A 21,560-nucleotide genomic window follows, 5' to 3' on the forward strand; every position below is an offset into this window, starting at 1 on the left:
GTCGATGCTCAGCGCAACCTCTTCTCTATTACTTCTCTTCTACCACTTCTTTTCAGATGAAAAGGAGCAAAAATCTTGTCCTTTGCGGGTGGCTTAACGCGATTTCTCGGCGGAAAAGCTAAAATCTGCCAACTCGCCAAACGCTTTGTTCGCTGTGTTTTAGTCTCTTGATTGCATTATATAGTGGGCTAATTCTCTAAACTTGCGCGTGCTCAAACAATGCAGATTTCTTCACGCTTTTCCGCCGAGAAATCACTACCACCCGCAAGGGACGGATACCCACCCAAGCCTCCAGATATCCCGTCCAAAATCTAAAATCTAACGTCCAAAATCCCAGACCCCCTTCCCGCCAAGAAATCACTACCACCCGCAAGGGACGGATACCCACCCAAGCCTCCAGGTATCCCGTCTAAAATCTAAAATCTAACGTCTAAAATCCCCAAAACCTACCGCCCCGTCAACTGCCGAAACATCTTAATCTCCGCCTCATCGTAAGGCCGCCCATCCGGGTAAAAGAGGTCATGAAAGAAGACTTCGGGGAGGGGCTCTGATTCCCAATCCGTCGTCACTTCGCCGCGGGCACGAAGTTGGTTCGGCCACATCCGCGTTCCGAAGCGGTTGCGGCTGTGCCATCCGAAGACGGTGCCGGATTTACCCGCCACGAGGCCCCAATTAATAGCCCCAACGTTAAGGGCCTTGAGCAACGGTAGGTTTTCGAACACATTGCTGTTATACGTGCGCGCGAGCCATTCCGAAACGATGACGGGCCGGCCATCCGCGCGGTATTTATTGACGCTGCTGAAGATGTAGCGGTTGTCCGAATAAGTGTGGATGGAGTGGACGTCAGAATTATTCCGGCTGGTGGCCTCGTTCATCACGCCCCGGCTCCCGAGGGAGGTGGAGACCAGCGGCTGGGAGGGCGCAGCGGCCCGCGCCCACTGCCAGGCGGCGTAGAGGAGCTTGTTGCTGGAGTCGTAAAAGTTGTCGCAGCCAGGTTCGTTGTAGAGCTCCCACAGAAGGACGCGCTCGTCCTGGCCGTAGCGTTGCAGGGTTTCCTGGATGTAGCCGCGGAGGCGCTCCCGGTCCGCATCCGTCTCGCTGCCCTCCGCGAAACGATCGACGACAACTACGCCGGGGGAAGTCACCCATCCGGAATTATGGAAGCCAGGCACCGGCAGTGGTTGCGGACCAGACTTTGCCTCCGGCTCGTGGCAATCATCAAAAAAGACGAAAGCCGGGCGGATGCCCAGGGATTGGCAGATCTCCAGAAAGGCATCCATGCGTTCGTAGAGGCCGGCCTTGTCGTCGCGCCAAACGAGGTCGTGGAGATAGACGCGCATAGTATTCATCCCGATATCCGCCGCCCAGCCCAGTTCTTGTCGGATGGTAGTCGGGTCCCAGGTTTCCCCCTGCCACATCTCCAGCTGGTTGATGGCCGTCCGGGGCAAATAATTCGCCCCGACGAGCCACGGCTGAGCGTCATACCAGGCGTTGGCTTTTTCCACACTCCAGCGGCCGGGGAGGGTAAGGGTGTCCACTTGTTGAGCCCGGAGATTGGTGGCACAGAAAGAGAGGAGGACGGCCAGGAGTAGAAGAAGGCGCATGGTCGGAGGAATTTTTTTTGACAAGGTAGGCGATTTTGGGAATTGGGGGTTTGGGCGGTTTATCGCTTACCGTTTACCATTGGGTGAAGAGAGGCCCTACGCGGCCAGAGGCCACGTCTCCAGAATTAGTAGAGTGGGCCACGTAGCGTAATGTAGGGTGGGCCACCTGCCATAAAGTAGAGTGGGCCACCTACCGGTGTGCCACCGCTACGCAAGCCGGCCCTCCGGGACGGGCAGTTATTTAGCGGCATAGGCCTCTTGTTCTCTTCTGCTCTACCTCTCCTGCGAAATCTTTCCTTAAGGGCCGTTTCTTTTGCGAAAAGACAAGCAAAAACCTCAGCAACTCCACCTCCTCCTCTTCCTCCCTGACAACCGCCGGAGGCCCTACGCGGCCAGTAGAGTAGGCCACCTGCCATAAAGTAGAGTGGGCCACCTAACGGCGTGCCACCGCTACGCAGGCCGGCCCTCCGTGGCGGGCAGTCTTGCAGCGCCGCAGGCCTCTCCAACTCCCCAACCTCCCCATCTCCTGCGAGCACGAAGCACTGCAAAGCAAAACCAATTCTCACCTACCCCAGCAACCCCAAAAATTCCCCCTCCGTCATCACCGTAACCGTCCCCAGCGCCTCCGCCTTCTTCAGTTTCGAGCCCGGCTTCTCCCCCACCACCAGGATATCCAGCTTACCGGAGACGGCCGAGACGATCCGCGCACCCGCCGCTTTCGCTTTGTTCTGCGCCTCCTTGCGGCTCATCTGCTGGAGGGAACCCGTGAACAGCATCGCCTTATCCAAAAAGGGGCCTTCGGTGACGGCGGCCTGGGGACGGTCCTCCTCCGTCTGGGAAATGTTGACGCCGAGGGCTTCCAATTCTTCCAGGAGGGCGACGTTACTCGGCACGGCAAACCATTCCGTTACGTTTTGGGCGACGGTAGGGCCGATATCCTTGATGTTCGTGAATTGCTCCTCCGTCCAATCCTTCAGATCGGTCGCCTTTTCGATGTTTTGGGCAACGAGACGGCTGGCCTTCTTCCCGAAGTGGTGGATGGAGAGGGAATACAGCACCCGCCATAGCGGGTTCTGCTTGGCCTTGTCGATGGCCTTTTCCAGTTTGGCCGAAGAGCGTTTGCCAAAGCCTTCCAGCGCCGCGATCTTGTCGTAGGGTAGGCGGTAGACGTCCGCAATGGTATCGAGCCAGCCGTTTTCGCGGAAGATATCGACGTAGCGTTTGCCCATCCCGTCAATATCCATGGCGGCTTTCGAGACGTGGAAGATGATCCGCGCTTCCTCCCGCCCGGCGCATTCGTAGTTGGGGCAACGGACGGCCGCTTCCCCCTCAGCCCGCACGAGGCGCGTGCCGCAAAAGGGACATTCCGACGCAAATTCGATCACCTGCTCGGAGCCATCCCGCAAATCGGCCAGCGGTTTTACGATGTAGGGGATGACGTCGCCGGCCCGCTCCAGCAATACTTTATCGCCGAGGCGGAGGTCCTTATCCTTGATGAAATCCTCGTTGTGGAGGCTCACGCTGGAGATCATCACGCCGGCCAGGCTGACGGGTTCGGTCTTCGCTACGGGGGTGATGGTCCCGATTTTTCCGATCTGGTAATCGACCCCAACGAGCGTCGTCGTTGCCTGTTTCGCGGCAAATTTGTAGGCGATGGCCCAGCGGGGGTGGTGGCTGGTGTACCCCGCCCGTTCCTGGAGCACGAGGTCATCCACTTTCACGACCATCCCGTCGATCTCGTAGGGGTAGCTCTCCCGCTGCGCTTCCCACTTTGCACAGTATCCTGCGGCAGCGCCAATGTCTGGCGTGCGTTCGCGTTCGTAGCCCGTGGCGGGTACTTTGAAGCCGAGTTCCGTCAGCACGTCGAGGGCCCGCGTGTGGGTTTCGAGGGGTTGGATGGCGTCGTTGCCCTCCGTATCCACGCCGTAGCCGAAGCTATAAATGAAAGCTTCCAGGTTCTTGGCCGCGGCCTCGGCAGGGCGTTTGTGGCGCATGCCGCCGGTGGCCGTGTTGCGGGGGTTGGCGTAGAGGGTTTCGCCGACCGCCGCGCGTTTTTTGTTCATTTCCTCGAAGCGGTCCTTGCGGATGATCACCTCACCGCGCACCTCCACCCGGTGGAGGCCGTACTTACTGAATTTCGCCGTCAGCGGGATGGAACGGATGACCCGGGCATTATGCGTGATCTCCTCGCCCAGCACCCCGTTGCCCCGCGTCGCCGCCCGTACCAACTGGTCGTTTTCGTAGACGAGCACGATCGTGCCGCCGTCGTATTTCGGCTCCACGGCGTAGGCCAGCGGCGCCTCTTCCTCCATATTCAGCATCCGCTTTACCTGCTTGTCGAATTCCGCCAGATCCTCCGCGTTATAACTATTCCCCAGTGACAACATCGGCACCAAATGCGGCACCGATTGGAAATCCCCCGTCAGGTCCGACCCCACCCGTTGCGTCGGGCTGTCGGGCACGATCAATTCCGGGTGCGCCGCCTCGATCGCCTCCAGCTGCTTGAACAATTCATCGTATTCCTTATCGCTCAGCACGGGGTCGTCCTGCACGTAGTACCGCCACTCGTGGTAGCGCAGGAGCGCGGCCAGTTCGGTGGCCTTTTCGGCGGCGGTCCCGTCCGTCTTTCCGGCCAGGTAATCCTTCGAGCGTTGGTAAGTCTGGGCGGGGTTTAGTTGCTGTGGCGTCATGGCGTGCAAGGTAGAAATTAGTGCTTGATGTTACGGCTTTTTTGGGCGCTGGCGCGGGTGCGAAGTTGGTGGGTATGTTAGTGCTTTAGTGCTTTGGGTGGTGGAGCTTTTTAGGGAGGACGACTTTTTGTAAAATGTGGGGATTTTAGACGTTAGATTTTGGATTTTAGATGGGATACCTGAAGCCTTTGGAGTTTATCCGTCCCTTGCAGGTGGTAGTGAAATTTCTTCGGATTAGCGTTAAGAACGCTGCACTGTTCGAGCTGATACTGTTATTGGTTGAAATACTAATCTAAGGCAACCCTGAAGTTGAGCTTGAAATGCAAATTGATGAGCGAGTTTGCAGCGTTTAGCTAATCCGAAGAAATTTCGCGTTAAGCCACCTGCACAGGACAAGATTTTTGCTTCTTTTCATCTGAAAAGAAGTGATAGAGAAGTAACGACGTTAAGCATCGACCTAAAGGTCGACGTACCGGGAGCCGGGGCAAAGAAAATCGCGTTAAGCCAAGGTTATAGGACAAAGCTTTTGCTTCTTTTAGCTGCGCTGCTACTGCGTGGTGGTCACAAAAGAAGTGCAAGAGAAGAATTGACGTTAAGCATCGACCTAAAGGTCGACGTACCGGGAGCCGGGGGCACGCGCGTTGACCAATAGTAATAAGATAAAACTTCAGAAGAGATATGAAATTTAATCCCGACCGGAGGTCGGGAACCGATGTACAAACCGGACGCTCGCGATACCTCCTACGTCGGACGCCACGAGGACCTATAGAGGGTGATTAAGTATTTAAGTTTAGTCCCCCCTTCCCCATTACTTCGCACCTGCGGCAGCGCCACACAGTAAGTCCCGCATTAAGTCGGGGCGCCCAAACGACTAGCCCTCAACTATACCCAATCGCCACCGCCACCAGCAAACCCAACCAAGCCCAAACCAGGATGATGCCCGTCAGCGGCAGGACGAAGCGGAGCCAACGATCAAAGGGCACCCGACAAAGACTGAGCATGGCGACCAAGCCGCCGAGGGAGGGGTTGAAGAGGTTGGTCACGCCATCCCCCACCTGGAAGGCGAGGATGGATACCTGCCGCGATAAACCGAGCGCCTCCCCGAGGGGAATCATGACCGGCAGCGTCGCCAACGCCTGCCCGCTGCCGCTGGGGATGAGGAGGTTGAGCCCGCTCTGCCCGATGGACATCCCCACCGCCGACAGGTAGGTCGGTAGCCCCTGCAAGGCTTGCGCGAGACCGTAGCTGATGGTATCCTGAATCTGCCCCTGTTCCAGTAATACTTTGACGGTCGCGGCCATCCCGATGATGAAGGTAGCCGGGGCCATTTCGGCGATGCCCTTCATCCCCGCCGCGGAGATCTGGCTAAGAGAAAGCCCGCTGCACGCCGCCATAACTACAAAGACCACCAGGAATACGGCGGAAATATCGTTGATGAACCAGCCCAGGTTGAACACCCCATAAAGTACCCAGGCCAGGCCGTCACCGAAGAGGGCGAGGAGGAGCCAGTCGCGGCCGGAAACCGCATATTCATCCAACGGTTTAGCGAGGGCGAGCCCCCGTTCGTCGAGCCCGCGCCCGATGGCCGTTTCCGGTGCCCGGCGGATCTTGCGGAAGTACCGCACGTTGAACGCCGCCGTGATCGCCAGCGCCCCAAAACACAGGACGGAACGCAACCCCGCTCCGCTAAACAGCGGCAACTCCGCAATTTCGTGGCCAATCCCGACGGTATACGGGTTGATGGGCGATAGGCCGAAGGCCACCGTCATCCCTCCCGCACTGACGCCGGCGGCGAGCACGAGGTCTCCGCCCAGCGCCAGCACCACCACCGCGCCGATAGGGATCATGGCGATGTTGTTCTCGTAGCCCACCATGATGCCGAGTAGCCCGTAGAAAAAGGTAAGCAGAACAAGGATGAGTTCGGCCCGCTTCGTCCCCAGTTTGTAGAGCAGCCGCCCCACCGCATTTTCGATCGTCCGCGTAGCCTTGAGGATGGCGAACATCAACGCACTGGCCAGGCAAATAAAGATGATGGGGGTGGCCACCTTGTACCCCTCCGGAAAGGCCCGAAACAATTGCAGAATCCCGATCGGGGTGGAATCTACCGTCCCGTAACTCCCGGGCACGACCCGCATCCGCCCGGCGACTTCGATACGTTCGTAGTGCCCCGCCGGCAGCACGTAAGTCATGACCGCCACGAAGACGACGATGGCGAATAGCATGATCAGCGGCGGCGGTATTCTGGCGTACCAAGGGGTGGGGGTGGGCATTTGGTAAAGCTAGTTGATTAAGATTTTAGAGGTTGGATTTTAGATTTTAGACGGGATACCTGAAGGCTTGGGAGGTTATCCGTCCCTTGCAGCTGGTAGTGATTTTAGTGGGAGAAAGCGTTGGGGATTTTAGACGTTAGATTTTAGATCTTAGACGAGATACCTGAAGGTTTGGGAGGTATCCGTCCCTTGCAGGTGGTAGTGATTTCTCGGCGGAAAGACGTGAAGAAATCTGCACTGTTTGAGCGCGCGATAGTCTAAAGAATTAGCCCACGATATAATGTAATCAATTGATGGATGCACAGCGCGAAAGGTGATTGGCGAGTTGGCAGATTTTAGCCTTTCCGCCGGGAAATCGCGTTAAGCCACCTGCAAAGGACAAGACTTTTGCTTCTTTTGGTCACAAAAGAAGTGTTAGAGAAGAAATGATGTTAAGCATCGACCTAAAGGTCGACGTACCGGGAGCCGGGAGCCGCTGAAATCGCGTTAAGCCAAGTTCCAGGACAAAGTTTCTGTTTCTTTTAGCTGCGCTGCTACTGCGTGGTGGCTACAAAAGAATTGATAGAGAAGAAATGACGTTAAGCATCGACCTAAAGGTCGACGTACCGGGAGCCGGGAGCGCGCGCATTAAGCCACGATTACAGGATAAAGCTTTAGAAAAAATATAAAATTTAATCCCGACCGGAGGTCGGGAACCGGGGGGGAGACCGCAGTAAATCACTTCCCAACCACCTCATCACTCCCATACAACTCAAAAATCAAACTCAACTTATACGCCGCTTCCTGCAAACCCGCATACCGCCCCGAACCACCCCCGTGCCCCGCCGTGAAATCCGTCTTTAGCAGCAGGACGTGATCGTCCGTTTTCATGGCGCGGAGTTTGGCGGCCATCTTCGCCGGCTCCCAGTAGCCCACGCGGGTATCGTTGAGGCCAGTGAAAAAGAACAGGTGGGGATAGGCCTGGGCCGTGACGTTCTCGTACGGGCTGTACTGCTTCATGTACTTGTAGTACTTCTTCACTTTGGGGTTGCCCCACTCCAGGTACTCCCCCGTCGTGAGGGGCAGCGTCTCGTCGAGCATGGTGTTGATGACGTCTACGAAGGGGACGTCGAGGATGACGGCCTTGAACAGATCGGGCCGTTTGTTGACAACGGCGCCCATCAGCAAACCTCCTGCGCTGCCCCCTTGCGCGGTGATGTCCCCCGGCTCAGCGTAGCCGTTGGCGACGAGCCAGTCCGCCACCGCGATGAAGTCGTTGAAGGTGTTCTGCTTCTTCAGCATCCGGCCTTCGTGGTACCACTTGGGGCCGAGGTCGTTTCCGCCGCGGACGTGCGCAATCACGTAGGTAAAGCCCCGGTTGGCGAGGCAGTTGACGAAGCCGCTGTAACCCACCTGCTGCCCACTTCCGTAGGCGCCGTAACTCGTCAGGTAAACCCGTTTGTTCTCCGCCTTGGGGCCACCACCGCGCCACTTGGCGTAGACGAGCGTAAGGGGAATCAGCGTACCGTCGGGCGCCGTCGCGTATTCGCGTTTGACGACCAACTTGCCGGGGCTGTACCCCCGCCTGCCCTGCCGGATGGTCCGCCGTTCCAGCGTCTTCATGCTCACGTTCATCGTAGAGGTGGGCACGCGGTACGAGGAGTAGACGATTTGCAGTGTATCGGTGGTAGTGACGGGGTTGTACCCCAGGCTCACGTTATAAAAGTCGTCCTTCTTAAAGGTCACGAACTCCGATTCCATTGTGGCCCGGTCAATGATGCGGATCCGGGGCTGGATGTTCTCCCACTCCGTAACGACGAAATACTTATCAAATACCGTCACGTTGCTCACCTGCACGTCCTCGCGGTGGGGGATGAGCGGCTGCCAGTCCTTTCGGGCGATGCGGTTGGTATCCACCACGTAAACAGCCCCATTGACGGCGCCCTTGTCGTTACTCACGACGTAAAACTTATCCCCGGCGTGGGTTATGCCATACTGGTGATCTTCACTACGGGGCAGGAATAATTGGAACTCCCCGTTGGGATCTCCAGTGCGGAGGTACTGGTACTCGGAGGCGTCACTACTGCTGCTGGAGAGGAAGAGGAATTCCCGCGATCGGGATTTACCCAGGCCCACGTTGAACAGCGGGTCGCTTTCCTCGTACACCAACTCGTCGTTGCGTTGGGCATCCCCCAGCCGGTGGCGGAATACCTGGTAGGCGCGCAGGGTCTTTGGGTTCTGCCGGACGTAGATAACCGTACCGTCGTCCAACCACTCCAGGCCACCGACTTCTACCAGGCTATCGGCGTACAACGTCTGCTGCTGATGGTCCTTGAAGCGCACGACGTAGCGGTCGGAGCCATCCGTATTTTCGAACCAGGACATAATCCGGTTATTCGGCGAAAACTGGATGCCACCCGCGTTGAAGTAGTCGTGCTTTTCCGCCTCGGTGTTCACGTTCATGAGGGTATCCACGACCTTGGGGTCGGATTCCGGGGCGCGGAGGTAAATGGGGTAATCATCTTCTTCCCCGTAGGAATAGGTATAAACGTAGCCGTTCTCCACGACGGGCAGCGAAGCGTATTCTTCGCGGACGGTCGATTTAAGTTCTTTGAACACGTCCCGCTGCATCTTGCGCAGGGGGCGGAAGTAGTTTTCGGCGTAGGCGTTTTCGGCGCGGAGGTACTCCATGATGCGGGGGTTGGCCCGCGGGTCCTTGCGGTCCTTCATCCACGCGTAGTCGTCGGTGATTTTGTCGCCGTGGAGGGTATACGTTTGCGGGTCCTTCGGCGCGACCGGGGCGGGGAGGCTCTCGTCGCGGCGCAGGCGGTCACCGAATTGCTGCTCCAGAGGTTTCTTGACCTCCAGCTCCGTCCGCGTGCTGCCCGTGATGCGAAATTCCGGGTGCTGCTCCTCGTAGGCGACCCAGTACAAACTGTCGTAGCTCAGCGGAAAATCGTACAACTCATTCCGGTCGACGTTCGTGAAATTATCCTCCGCGGCGAAGGCTTTGGCGGGTTTCAAGTCCGTACCCGTCCGCGTCCACTCGGAGGTCGCCACGTAGGGCGTCGTCGTCTGGTCGGTAGTGTCTTTGAAGATGAATTCGTCGCTGTGGCGGAGGTAATCCAGCACGTATTTCCCGTCCGCCATGGCGTAGCGGGCTTCGAGTTGGTAGTCGAAATGCTTGATCCGCATCACGTCGTATCCACAGAAATAGGGCTTCAGTTCGTTCGGTACGTGGCAGTCGTAGCCGAGCATGGCGTAGGTATCCGGGTCCACGTAGATCGTGCCTTCCAGCAGTTTATGCTTGTTGGCCTTTTGCCAGCGTTTACCCTGTTTCCAGGCCTTTTTCCCCTTTTTGGGGAGGGCCTCCAGTTCTGCCTTCGTCGTCTTGGTCCGGAAGCGCAGAGCGTACACGTAGCCGTGGTCGCCGTAGAGGGCCTGGTCCACGAGGTAGTCGAAATCCCGCATCCGCTTCTTACCCAGGAAGCTCTCCTGGTACTTCACCCGGTCGCGGCCGAAGAGCCCGAGTGGCCCGCCGGTGATGTTGCCGTTCATGTGCCGCACCGTCTGGTTTTCGCTGCCCCGGGCGCTTTCGATGTATGCCTGTTCCTCCTTCAGGGTAGTGTGGGCGAAATGGCTGCGGTGCAAACTTTCGCGCGGGTCGAAGCCGTAGATGCCCGTCAGCGTCGAGCCCCAGTCCGCCGTATTTGTGTACTGTTTCCGGCGGTAGTCTTTCTTCAGGTAGGGCGCGCTGCGGTAGGTCACCGTCGCGTCGGCGAGCTTGATGGCTACCCCGTTTTCGCGCATCGTTTCCCGGTAGTACCCGTCGTGGTGGCTAAAGCGCTGCGGGAAATTATCCTCCAGCCCGTTCAGCGCCCGCCGCAGGATGGCCCGGGCGCTGGGCAGTTTCTCGGGCGTCACGGTCACCTCGGCCAGTTCCGTCGCCACCGCCGCAAGTCGGATGGGCGTCTGGCGGTCGCGCAGTTCCGCCACCGTTCGCACTTGGTTATCGTACCCGAGGTAGCTAAAGGTCACCGATCCATCGCTATGCTTTGCGGGCACGACCATCCGGTAGCGGCCGTCGGCTTCGGTCACCGTCCCCAGCGCCACCCCGTCAAGTTTGAGGTAGACGTAGGGTAGTTCGTCGCCGGTCGTAGCGTCGGTCACGGTTCCGGTGAGGATAATTGCTCCGGCGTTCTTTTGGGCGCTGACGCAGGTGCTGAGTAAAAGGAGGAGGAACAGGGTGTGGAGGCGTAGTGTCATGGGTGTGCGGGTAGGGAAGTCGTCAACGTTTGAACTAGGGACGGTGGGATAACGGGGTTTTGTTGGGATTTGGTGGGTGTTAAGGGTTTTTGGGGTGCGCCTAAGGCATCAGCTTATTGAAGGCTCGGCGGGCGGCCGCCACCCCAGTCAGTTCCTTTGTCATCCTGATTTGGTTATCGTTTAGGTGATCATACACCGCCAGTTTTCTGGCGTTCAACTGGGGGGACTTCTTTTTTCTGGGGGGTGCTTTTGTCTAGTATTGGTGGTTAGGTAGCGTGAGAAAGATTTCCAAGTTAACGTAGCTCGCTTTTTTCCATATCTATCATCCTGCGTAACACGAGGTGAATTCAGCCGGCATAAGTCATCCATTTGGATACTGAGGTCGCTTAATCCATTTTATTGAACCTGCGCCAGCGCCTGATCTCATAAACGGATGCAAACCAGCAGTTAGGCCGTCGTAAACCATTAGCCCTACTCGAGATATTCGACCCCTAAACTAAAAACGTTGTGTCAATCTATATTAGGACAACTCAAGGTATTCACCGCCGACTCCTCACCCCCACCTACCGATCCGGACTAACCGGCACCACCTCCGTAGTATACCCCGTCACCAAACGCATGTACGGGTGGCCCTTTTCTAACTGGTTGGCCATCGGCACCAGGTTCACCGAATGAATACCGGGGTACCCACCGTGGCGGAAGTCCGCCGTCAGCCCAAAGGGGACGGAGGGCGTGGCGCGCAACGTCGTCAAATCAATCTGGTTGGACCAATCCGGTTCCGCCACGAAACTTCCCTGATTGATTCCCAGTACGTAAGGCCCGTAACGGAGGTAGCCCGCCCGCGGTGTGGCTGGATAGGTCATCATCAGCTCGTCGCTTTTATCGTAAAGGTGTACGCCCGGTTTGCCTTGAATAAGGTAGGCACGTCCGATCTCCGGCTGGCCAATATCCAAACCGGACCAGTCCGTTCCCCAAGTGGGTTGGCGTACCCGGAGTAACTTATCCGCCGGCCATTCGGAAACGGTTAGCACGTAGGTAGCCCGTTCCATATCCGTCTTTACCAGTTCGACTTGAAAAGCGTAGCCCGCACCCGTCAACCGTTGGGGCATGAGGTGTTCCAGCGTGTGCGTCTGGCCTTCTTTACTGAGGGAAAAATCCTCCTTCAGCGCGATCAGTGCCCGCAGGCCGTGCATGGTGCAGCACCACCACGAGCGGCGGGGGTTACTCGCCCGCAGCACGCCGTCGTCGAAGTAGTGGTGGCCGAAATCGCCACTGGCGTACTGGTTGTAAAGCAGGGCGTTGTGGATGGCGTCCAACCCGGCGGCGCGGTAGGTGGCTTCGCCCGTCAGCTGGTAGAGGTGGAGGGCCAACCGGACGAAGTCGGCGGAGGAGCATCCCTCGTCGCGTTCGCCGGCGTTCCCCGCATCACTGGCGTCTTCCTTGCCGCCGAAGTACTCAAAAACGGCTCCGTAGCGGGTGTGGTCGTCGCTGGCGAGCAGGTCGTTGAAGAGGCCCCGGACGTAGTCCAATTGCCCCCGTTCCCCGGTCAATTCGTGCAGCAACAGTACGCCCCGTAGCGTACTCAGGTAGCCGTGGCTGTGCTGTTTGCCCCGGGGTGGGAGGACGTCGTAATTCGCCTCCGCGGCCCGGCGGTATTTATCGTCGTCACTCACCTTCGCCAGCATGGCCAGCCCCTCGATGTACTGGGTAAAGCAGATGATGCCCTTCGCCCCAAAGCTCTTCAGTTGCTCCACCACGGCGGGTTGGCGGCAGGCCGCGGCGGTCGAGATGAAGAAGTCACCCAGGCGGCGGGCGGCGGCCAGCGCGCGTTCGTCGCCGTGGGCCTCGTAGTAGGTCATCAGCCCGACGAGCAGGCGGCCATTTCCCCACAGCAGGGCCATGTGTTCGCCACCGATCTCGCCGTCGGTAAAACTCAGGCTGGCGTCCCCGAAGCGCCCGTCGGCCTTTTGCTCGGCGATGATTCCGGTGACTAATTCCCGCAGATCCACGGTACCCCGCTGCTGCTCCGGTACGAGCGACATCACCTCCAGGTACCGCCCCGAAAGGTCACCACTGAAGTTATAAAACCGCCGCGGGTCCTCGGGCTTCAGCCGGACGTCAGCCAGCAGAAAGTCACGCGAAAAGGCGGGTTGGCGGTCCAGGTCCGTCAGCCGGTCCACACTGAGTTGGATGCGGTGGTCGAGTAGCAGTTCCCCAGCCGTTGTTGGGGCGGGCTGGGCGGTCACCATACCACCTAAAAAGACAAGGAGCAATATCAAATACGGTGCTTTCATCTGCATAAGATACGGTTATCGATGCTGGGAAGCCAATCAATTACTGTCTCTCAACTTAATATATGTAGTGCGATCGATTCTCACTTACACCTTACCTGAACCGAATAATTTTAATTAAATATCCAAATAATTATACGCATCAATGTCACATTAGGCGCCCCGACTGAGTGCGGGACTTAATGCGTGGCGCTGCCGCAGGTGCTATGCAATTGGGAATAAAACGGGATAATGCTTAATGAAAAAAATCAACGTTACTGTTTAATGAAGTCCCTTTAAACGGGAGTGCTCTTTATAATAATTTGGTATTATCAACCAAATTAAAAGGGTAACGACTAAGATTAAATATTACCCATTCACCAGGGGTAGCCAGAGGCGTACCAACGTCCCCGTAGGGTGGCCATCTTTGTTTTTCAGGTCCTCTACTTCGTAGCGGATGGTCGCTTTACCGAGGGTGTCCTCCGGTAATGACGCCGCCAGTAGGGCTAGCCGGCGGGTCGTGATGTCGAGGGCTTTCGAACCGTGTTGCTTGCCCACTCGCCCGGCATTCCCGCGGCCGCGCCCGTCATCCTGAACTTCGGCGACGAGGCGGCCGGATTGGTGATAAAAGCGGAGCGTGACGACCCCGCCGCCCGCGCGGTGGCCGATGCCGTGCCAAATGGCGTTTTCGACGAAGGGTTGCAGGATCATGGTGGGCAGGTAGGTGCTGACCTCGTCCACCTCGGTGGCGATATTGATGGCCAGGCGGAGGCCCTCCCCCAACCGGCGGCGCTCGGCGGCAACGTAGCGGGTAAGGAGCTCCAATTCCTCGTCGAGCCGCGTGAACGCCTGGGTGGAACGGGTGAGGATGTCGCGCATCAGGTCGGCAAACAGGACCAGGTAGTCGTGGGCGACGAGCGGCTCCCGGTCGAGGATGTAATCGTCGATGGAATTCAATGAATTAAAAATAAAATGAGGGTTCATCTGCAGCCGCAGGACACTCGTTTCGGTTTCCGCGGCCACTTGTTCCGCCCGTGCCCGGTCGAGTTGGGCTATTTCCACGCGGCGAAGTTGCCGGTAGCGGTAGTAGAGGAAGGCGCCGATGAGGCCGAGGGCGGTGGCCAGGTAGAGGGTATAGGCCCACCAGGTGGCGTACCAGGGGGGGCGGATGGTGATCTCGAACTCGTAGGGCTCCCGCGACCACGCCCCGTCGGCATTACTAGCCAGGACGGAGAGGTAATAGGTAGCTGGCTGCAACTGCTCCAGCAGGACCGACGGCCGGTTGCTGGGTGGACCGTAGGATGGCGGCTCGTCAGTGGTAAAGCTGTACCGAAACTGCGCTTGGGAGCGGTCGCTGTACTCCCCGGTAAAAAGCAGTAACTCCACCTTGTTGCTATCGTGGGGCAGGCTCAGGCGATCCGCCGGCGGGGGAACAACGGTACCATTAGCCAGGAACTCCGCCACCAGCGCGCGAGCGGGCGCGAGGGCAGACTTCACCGTTGGATCGATCGCGGTAATGCCGTCGGCCCCACCGAAGATCAGCTGCCCGTCCGGCAGGGTAGCGCTGGCCCCAAAATTGTGCTCCCCCCGCTGAATGCCGTCGGACTGAGTATATACGGTAACGCGGCCGGAAGGAAGGGCCACCCGACGCACGTCGCGGGTAGTAGCGCACCAAATGGCGTCATCCACCAGCTCAAAGGCGCTGATGCCCCGCAACGAATCCGGCCGCAATTGGGTGATGGACCACTCGCCGTCCGAAGCCCCATCAATCCGGAACAAGCCAGTGAAAGTGGACAGCCAGTAGCAGCGCCGCGCGGGGTCGTACTTGGTTTCGGTGACGAGTCCGACGTCCGGGAAGGTGGCCAGTACGGTATAATCGTCGCCCGTGGTGCGGATGACGTAGGAGGTGTCCGAATTCGTATTGACCAAGGCGTGGCCGCTACCACTCAGGCTGAGGTTCTGGATGCTCGCCAGGCCACCGCCCCAAGGGACGGGCGTTGCGTCTGCGTTAGCCAGGCTGTAGGCCCCGCGATCGTAGAGGGGGACGATGAGCCCCTCGTTCCCGTTCTCGTACACTCCACTGTACATCAGGTAGGCGTAGCCAGACCGGGGTGGTGGAAGCGGCGGGATGGCGCGGAAATCTCCCCCGGCGGGTTTGTACAGTAGCCCGCCGTAGGTGGCTACCCAGACGTTTTGGTCGCGGTCCACGGTAATGGACCGCGTACGGCGGAAGGAGATGGCGGACATGGGTAGTTCCAAAACCGTGGTGTCCGTAGGCGTGAGGTGGTACACGACGCTATCCGAAAGGGCGTAGACATCCCCGTTGCGGGCGACGGCTAAATCCAGGATGTTGGATCCCGCGGTGAAGGGTTGAGGGTCACTCACGCTGAACTTCGGCTCCCGCAAATTGAAGAAGCGCAGGCCCTCGTTTTCCGTACTGATCCAGTATGTACCGTCCCGCCCGACGTAGCCGTGGGTGAGGTCGGTGCGAATGACCTCTGCGCTACCGTCGGAGGTGCTTACCTGACGTAAGGCGACCGCCCCCAGTGAATTGGGATCGATGGCGAAGACGCCCGCATTTGCCGTGCCGGCCAGGACCTCACCCGAGGGGGTAATGCTGACGCTGTTGAACTGTAAACCCGCCTTGCCACTGAGTTCCGGGACGACCGTCCAGGTTCCTTCCGGCCAGTTGAAGCGGAAGACGCCCGCCCTGCCGGAGATCCACACATCGTTAGTGGGGCCGACGGCTACGGAAGTGAAGCCAATCGGCTGGGGTGCCGCGACGGTGCGGGGGGTGCCGACGAGCTGGAAGTCCACAAAGTCGTGCAGTGCGAGTTCGTTCCCGCCTGGCCGGAGGATGACCAGCGAAAAGGTACCCGGTGGCGCGCCGGGTGGGAAGAGCAGGGGATCGTAGTTGGCGGCCGGCACCGCGGCGACGTGGCGGGCGGAGGACCAGTCGCCAATATCATGGTAGTACAGTTGGTCTCCGGCGGTGGTGTAGAGCCCCTTACCGTCGGGCGTAACCCGCGCCCAGGGGTAGTGGGTATTGATGGTATCCCCCCGCGCGTCGGTGTGGCGGAAGGTGGTGAAGTTGTCCGTCGCCCGGTTGTACCGGGTAAGCGAGGTGCTGCTGGCGAACCAGAGATCGCCGTTGGCGTCTTCCTGAATTTGGCTCTGGGCGCCCACCTCGTTGGGAAGAGCGTGGGGATCGTTGCGGTCCGCGTGGTACACCTTGTTGCGGTACCCATCAAACCGGTTGAGCCCGGCGATGGAGGATACCCAGACGAAACCGTAGCTATCGTGGTACACAAACCAGTTGTACTGGTTGGAGGAGAGGTTTTGTTGGGTGGTGAGGGTCTGGGGGTAGAGGGCCTGGGCGGGTAGGGCCTGGGATAAAATGAAGTGTAGGAACAGTGCTATTACCGCTTGGCTACCCTTCATCTTTTTGCGCCTTAAGGTTTTTGATGTACGCACATAAGGCAAATTTTGAAGGTACGTAGAAGAACTCACCGTTTTTGTAGGTGACTAGTTGGTCAGTTTTAGAAATATTAACTGTAACATCATGCCCTTCATCTTTCTTTTCACTCAGATAACGATTTGGAATTTTGAAATTAAAGCTCGGTGAATCGTCACCGTAGGTAATCGGATCAAAAGACCCAGGTTCTTTCATACGAAGCATGATTGAACGTAAATTAACATCAATACTGTTTTGAAAACTGACGAAGTGAATTCCCTGTACTTCTGGTGGATTCTTATTATCTAGATTAAGTTTTCCATAGTAGTTACTTCGCCGAACTATGGGCGCGTTCCTGGTCGTCCGAGGGTCACTGCCTTCGGGTCGAGGATTAGCTTTGCGAATGTGTGCCTGAAACGGACAGATGGAAGCGGCGCTATCGTAAGTATAACCAAAGGGCATTTTGGCCAATTCTGAAGCGTGACAATCGTTATCAGCTGCGATAATGGGGACACCTTCTGGGAAGCGCCCCATGATTAATGCTTTAGCCAAACTTTTGGCTCTTTTTGTCTCCTTTGTTTTGTCTTCAGCATCGTTATCAATGATTTCGACCACAATTTGATTGATCAACTTTTTAAACTTGTCGGGATTCAGTTGAATGTTTTGGTAATACATGAAAGTCCCCGCCGGGAATGTCCTCGTACGCCCTTTTGACTTCGGAGTGGTTTTCCTAGTTTCCTCAACGAGTGTTACGGCTGCGTTTTCCTCAATGCCTCGATCTTCCGTTAGTCCATCTCGGTATCCGAATGGTTTAGGAAGTGGATTAGATTTTTTGTGGTTAGGGCTAAAGCCCACTGAGTTTGTTGCTGCTTGGGAGTCGTCAAAAAAATTATTGTGGCCATTCAGTAGACGATTCACTTTATCACAATTTCTCCATTTATCAGTAGCTACACTCAGAACGAAATGAAATTTAGGATTCCCGCCTCTAATAGTATAAGGTAAATAGTTTTCGGACTTAGTTAAGCCCCGACGAAACATTCGGTCATTCGGCGTAAGGTCATCACCTAGGTTGAAGTCCCTGTAGAAATGTCCGCTGAATGCTATTGATACGATAGTATCAGTCATACAGGTTGGGGTGCCAAGGCCGCCTTTCAGCTGCCGTCGATAGTCTCGCGTTAACAATAATTGGTGATTAAAACCGGATATGTAATCAGTTGCTAACTTGTGTAGAAAATTTTTAACCAGGTCAGTATCTATGTCATCCTTAAATTTCCGAAAATAATATCTCGTATAGTTTCGCCCGTGCGGCTTGAGTATATTGCACTGCAAATGTTCCGGGTTCACGGCAGAGGCGAACGCAGTGAAGGGTGTAACTATGATTTCTTTAAATTTTTTTAAAGGCATAATCCTCCATTCTCATTACAGTTTGTGGATTTTTTAAGCTCACTTTTGAGAAATGGCAGCGTATCAATTATGATGGGCTCGCTTGCTTCTCCTTGATCCTTGTCGTAAAATCCCGGCGGGCAGTATAATACGAAAAAAGCATTATTGTTGAAGGTTACCGCTAGCCCCCAATAAACAAATTGATTTTCTATGTGTATTTTGACATACCCCCGTTTAGGTTCTTTCATGCCGTTTTGCCCAGCATAAATGATGTCTGGCAAATGGATATCCGGGTCACCCCGAAAGGCAATTTTACGGTATTTTAGAGTGATATTATCGTAAAAAGTGAACTCCACATTCTCAATATTTCTAAAAACAACTGCCATGATTTTTAATTTCAACCTAGACGTAATATGATTTGATCCTCCTGACTACTTCAAAACGCCTAACAGTGTGTGAAAATAATCGCTACCGTCGACGGGAAATAGGAGTAACGACGGTAGCGACAATGGTGAATAAACATACAAACTTCATCTGCTTTATCCAAGTGAAATTTTGCTAAATGAGCAAATTGCGCACGAGAATAGATATTGATAGGTCCAAATTAGGGTTGCCCTATTGAGCGCGCACCACCCCACTCAACGCAAACCGCCCCGACGCATAAGTAGTCCGCACCCAGTACTGCGCCGCCGGCAGCGTGGCTAATGAGAGGCGTACGGCAGTTTGCCCATTAGCAGCCCGGTCCAACAAACGACGACCATCGGTGGCGAAGACTTCTACGCGGTTGATGCGGTGGTTCTCCGGAGCCTGTACGGTAAGGAGATCGGTGGTGCTGGCGGGGTTGGGATAGATGACCGGTGGCGCCCCACCCAGCTCAATTTCTGAATTAATACTAACGCTTAGCCCCATCGGTAAACGCCAAACTTCAAAAAAGCCATCGTCGGCCGCGTGGGCCATGAAGTAGAGGTCTTCGCCGTCCGCACTTAGATTGTAGGCTTTGCCACCCGTTCCGATTTGTGGCAGGTTCGCTAAAAGCTGGGGTTCTTCGGTTCCAACGATGCGGTACAAATTGGTCCCGTCCGGCCAGTCGCCGGTGTACACAAACTGATCGCCGAGACTGGCGTAGGCCGGTATGGTAGTATTGGAGAGGACCAGACCGCCCAGCGGTACGCTCACCGGTTCCAAATCAGCATTATCCGTTGTGCGCAGCGTATAAAGTGAAAGGGCGCCCGCCCGCTCCCCGACCACGATGAGTTGCCCGTCGGTAGATTCCAGATCCTCTACCCGGTCGATCAGCGTAGCGGGTAGTTCTGCTACGAAAGTGAGCTGAGAGGTTCCGGGGTCAACCAGGTAAATGGAACCCACTTCATCATCTTCGGCACTTCCCACTACGTACAAATCATTACCCACGGTCTCGGAGCCCCTAAGTTGGTCGATGAATAAGTTATTCCGTAAGGGCGCGAAAGATTGGCGCTCGCCGGATGCCCGGTCGTACACTTCCATATCCTGCTGCGGCGTAACGAAGTAGTATTCCGTGGGCGTGGTACCAATCAGCCGCAGGCCATCCGTTTGCCCGTTCGACAATACCGTTTTGGTACCATCGGGCGCGATGACGGTGTAGGTAATCGTACCGTTCTCATCACGTGAGGTTAGTTCAAACCGACCTTCCGGAGTGGGTAACTGGGAGCAACTTGGTACACAACCATGGCGGAAAGCCCTGAAAACTCCATTCTCAACGGTCAGGACCCAAGAACCGCCGTACCCCAATTGATCATCGAAATCACTGACAAAATACCGTCCTTCCGAAAGTTCGTACTGAGTGGCGAATCTGCCGGGCTCCAGGGTGATGGTCTGCCCCTCTTCGTTGACGACTTGCTGGAGAATTTTCAACTCGCCCGGATTCGCATCGTCTATATAAATAATGTCGTTGGTACCTCTATTGACCAAATAGGTATCTCCGATAGGGCCCAACACTGAAAAGAAGTCGCCCGCGAACCCCTCGGGTGATATCAGCCCCGTGTTGCCACCGGATGTCTTGGCTGCGGTGAATAGCCGCCCCAAAAAGCTGCCGGCGAGGAAGTCGCTATCATCGTTGTTATCAGCAAGGATGGGAAGGTACAATTGGGGGTCAATCTGCGCTCCCTGCAAATTGATCGATGCTATATCACCTGTAGCTGCCGGATCCCAACGGCCTATCTCACTGGTTCCAGCCTTGAGGTAATATACAACGCCATCCACCACGGCGTAGCTGTTACGAAAGAGTTGCAGGCGGCGCGTACTAATGGGCAGGGCTTCGGACGTGACGGCCGTACCAGCCCGCAAATCGATCTTGGTGAAAGTGGCACCGGGAAGCCCTTGCCGCTCGTTGTTCGAGGCCAACCAAAAGGCATCCTCGTTTACGAATAAATCGTAGTTGTTGGTTAACGGACCCGTTACGCTAGCGACTTCCGTGGTGATGCCATTCGCGTAGGCGTAAACAGTTACCACCCCGGTTTCGTCCATCGCCGCGTAGACAATCGTATCGTTCCTCACTACGGGAATCGTGGGAATAAACTCCGTGTAATCTCCCGAATGAATATTCTCTAGGGTCGCTCCACTAATGCGAGCGATGCGGCCACTATTTGCGGAAGGATCACGTACGTCGAACCCTCGGCGAGTAGCACTAACGTAAAGTTCTTCACTATCTCGGAAAAAACTTACGTAATCGAGGAATATATCGTCAGAGAGATTCACAGCTAGCGGGATGGGCGTTCTCTGTAGGTTGCTTTCCAAGATGCGGTACGCTTGGATCGGTTGGGGAAAACCTTCGCCTCCTATAATGTAAGCCGCGCCATCGTGGTAGACTAGGCGGCGCTGGTCATCTTCCAGTTCCTTGTACGAGAAATTATTCTCAAAAGGTATTTGCGTGGTTCCTCCGAGAATCTCCCGGTACGTATTCGTAGCAAAGGAATAATAACCGACCCTACTTCTATCGAAAGCTGATTTGAAGCTGACAAATAAGCCAGCCTCTCCCGTAGCAATCTCCGCCGACGGTAAAAATGCTCCGCCGCGATAGGTTACGTCAACCTCAGTCAGCCTGCTAGGAGCCGCACCATTCGTGTCCGTACTGACTCGCACCAAGCGCATTAACTGTAAGTGCTCGTTGTAGGTAACGACCGCGACGTCGCCCTCAAGCTCGTCAATCGCCAGGAGTTTGTAGCCCGTCTCCGTTTCGAAAAGGGACCGGAAGCCACCATTTTCCGCGATCAAAAGTTCTCCTTCCGATAACTTATTGAGCAACGCAAAGCGCCGCCCACCGCGCTCGAGGATTCTGCTGTTGTTCAGATCAAAACCGGAACGGAGAAAAGAGAACCGATCGAGCGGCTCCGTGAGGTTTCCGCGAGAGCCCGTGGCGGGGTCAATTTCCTGGTAGTAAGCACCGCCGGCGCCCGGAACCAGGGCCGTGCCGATTAGCCGGCCGTCCATTTCGTGGAGTTGTTGAATGACGGTGCTGCCGTTCCAACCCTGGTCCAAATTGGAAAGGATATCCTGACCGGTAAGCCAGCCAGTTTGGATGACGACAAGCATTAATATTGGTAATAGTTTGTTCATGATTAGATGTATTGAGCTATTGCCGTACGGACCCAGCGGCGCCGCACGGAGAA

10 protein-coding genes are annotated in these 21,560 nt (G+C 56.3%); 1 reads left to right on the top strand and 9 read right to left on the bottom strand.

Annotated elements, in window-relative coordinates; translation table 11 throughout:
- Positions 1 to 446 precede the first annotated feature (446 nt).
- Positions 447 to 1,604 (bottom strand): cellulase family glycosylhydrolase, encoded by a 1,158-nt coding sequence (locus A3850_RS05480; RefSeq protein ID WP_068214876.1) that lies wholly within the window; start codon positions 1,602 to 1,604, stop codon positions 447 to 449.
- A gap of 566 nt (positions 1,605 to 2,170) precedes the next feature.
- The gene (gene ligA / locus A3850_RS05485; RefSeq protein ID WP_068214877.1) at positions 2,171 to 4,294 is read right to left on the bottom strand and encodes an NAD-dependent DNA ligase LigA; all 2,124 of its coding nucleotides are present in this window, start codon (positions 4,292 to 4,294) and stop codon (positions 2,171 to 2,173) included.
- A 340-nt stretch (positions 4,295 to 4,634) separates the two neighbouring features.
- Here ligA and A3850_RS05490 point away from each other — a divergent pair, with 340 nt between their 5' ends.
- The gene (locus A3850_RS05490; protein WP_068214878.1) at positions 4,635 to 4,946 is read left to right on the top strand and encodes a hypothetical protein; all 312 of its coding nucleotides are present in this window, start codon (positions 4,635 to 4,637) and stop codon (positions 4,944 to 4,946) included.
- A 226-nt stretch (positions 4,947 to 5,172) separates the two neighbouring features.
- On the opposite strand, the gene A3850_RS05495 is transcribed toward A3850_RS05490, so the two are convergent.
- The 7 genes from A3850_RS05495 to A3850_RS05525 all read right to left on the bottom strand — a co-directional run bounded on the left by A3850_RS05495 (position 5,173) and on the right by A3850_RS05525 (position 21,507).
- Positions 5,173 to 6,564 carry a YfcC family protein gene (locus A3850_RS05495; RefSeq protein ID WP_068214879.1) on the bottom strand — a complete coding sequence of 464 codons (1,392 nt, stop codon included), beginning with the start codon at positions 6,562 to 6,564 and terminating at the stop codon, positions 5,173 to 5,175.
- Positions 6,565 to 7,281: 717 nt separating this feature from the next.
- On the bottom strand, positions 7,282 to 10,809 hold the full coding sequence (locus A3850_RS19710) for a prolyl oligopeptidase family serine peptidase (RefSeq protein WP_082921639.1): 3,528 nt from the start codon (positions 10,807 to 10,809) through the stop codon (positions 7,282 to 7,284).
- A gap of 563 nt (positions 10,810 to 11,372) precedes the next feature.
- Positions 11,373 to 13,103, bottom strand: coding sequence for a beta-L-arabinofuranosidase domain-containing protein (locus tag A3850_RS05505; protein ID WP_197493993.1), 1,731 nt, complete (start codon positions 13,101 to 13,103; stop codon positions 11,373 to 11,375).
- A 345-nt stretch (positions 13,104 to 13,448) separates the two neighbouring features.
- On the bottom strand, positions 13,449 to 16,520 hold the full coding sequence (locus A3850_RS05510) for a histidine kinase (protein ID WP_068214881.1): 3,072 nt from the start codon (positions 16,518 to 16,520) through the stop codon (positions 13,449 to 13,451).
- A complete protein-coding gene (locus tag A3850_RS05515; protein WP_157500913.1) occupies positions 16,510 to 17,658 on the bottom strand; it encodes a hypothetical protein in 1,149 nt (382 codons plus the stop codon). The genes A3850_RS05510 and A3850_RS05515 overlap by 11 nt, the downstream gene beginning before the upstream one ends.
- A 269-nt stretch (positions 17,659 to 17,927) precedes the next feature.
- Positions 17,928 to 18,302 carry a hypothetical protein gene (locus A3850_RS05520; RefSeq protein ID WP_068214883.1) on the bottom strand — a complete coding sequence of 125 codons (375 nt, stop codon included), beginning with the start codon at positions 18,300 to 18,302 and terminating at the stop codon, positions 17,928 to 17,930.
- 229 nt (positions 18,303 to 18,531) lie between these two features.
- A complete protein-coding gene (locus tag A3850_RS05525) occupies positions 18,532 to 21,507 on the bottom strand; it encodes a T9SS type A sorting domain-containing protein (protein WP_157500915.1) in 2,976 nt (991 codons plus the stop codon).
- Positions 21,508 to 21,560 lie beyond the last annotated feature (53 nt).

The organism is Lewinella sp. 4G2 (genome assembly GCF_001625015.1).
Classification (GTDB): Bacteria; Bacteroidota; Bacteroidia; order Chitinophagales; family Saprospiraceae; genus Neolewinella.

Excerpts from the sequence above, each read along its gene's own strand:
- A3850_RS19710 (WP_082921639.1), bottom strand. The coding sequence starts at position 10,809 with ATGACACTACGCCTCCACACCCTGTTCCTCCTCCTTTTACTCAGCACC.
- ligA (WP_068214877.1), bottom strand. The coding sequence starts at position 4,294 with ATGACGCCACAGCAACTAAACCCCGCCCAGACTTACCAACGCTCGAAG.
- A3850_RS05480 (WP_068214876.1), bottom strand. The coding sequence starts at position 1,604 with ATGCGCCTTCTTCTACTCCTGGCCGTCCTCCTCTCTTTCTGTGCCACC.
- A3850_RS05495 (WP_068214879.1), bottom strand. The coding sequence starts at position 6,564 with ATGCCCACCCCCACCCCTTGGTACGCCAGAATACCGCCGCCGCTGATC.
- A3850_RS05525 (WP_157500915.1), bottom strand. The coding sequence starts at position 21,507 with ATGAACAAACTATTACCAATATTAATGCTTGTCGTCATCCAAACTGGC.
- A3850_RS05520 (WP_068214883.1), bottom strand. The coding sequence starts at position 18,302 with ATGGCAGTTGTTTTTAGAAATATTGAGAATGTGGAGTTCACTTTTTAC.
- A3850_RS05515 (WP_157500913.1), bottom strand. The coding sequence starts at position 17,658 with ATGACTGATACTATCGTATCAATAGCATTCAGCGGACATTTCTACAGG.
- A3850_RS05505 (WP_197493993.1), bottom strand. The coding sequence starts at position 13,103 with ATGAAAGCACCGTATTTGATATTGCTCCTTGTCTTTTTAGGTGGTATG.
- A3850_RS05510 (WP_068214881.1), bottom strand. The coding sequence starts at position 16,520 with ATGAAGGGTAGCCAAGCGGTAATAGCACTGTTCCTACACTTCATTTTA.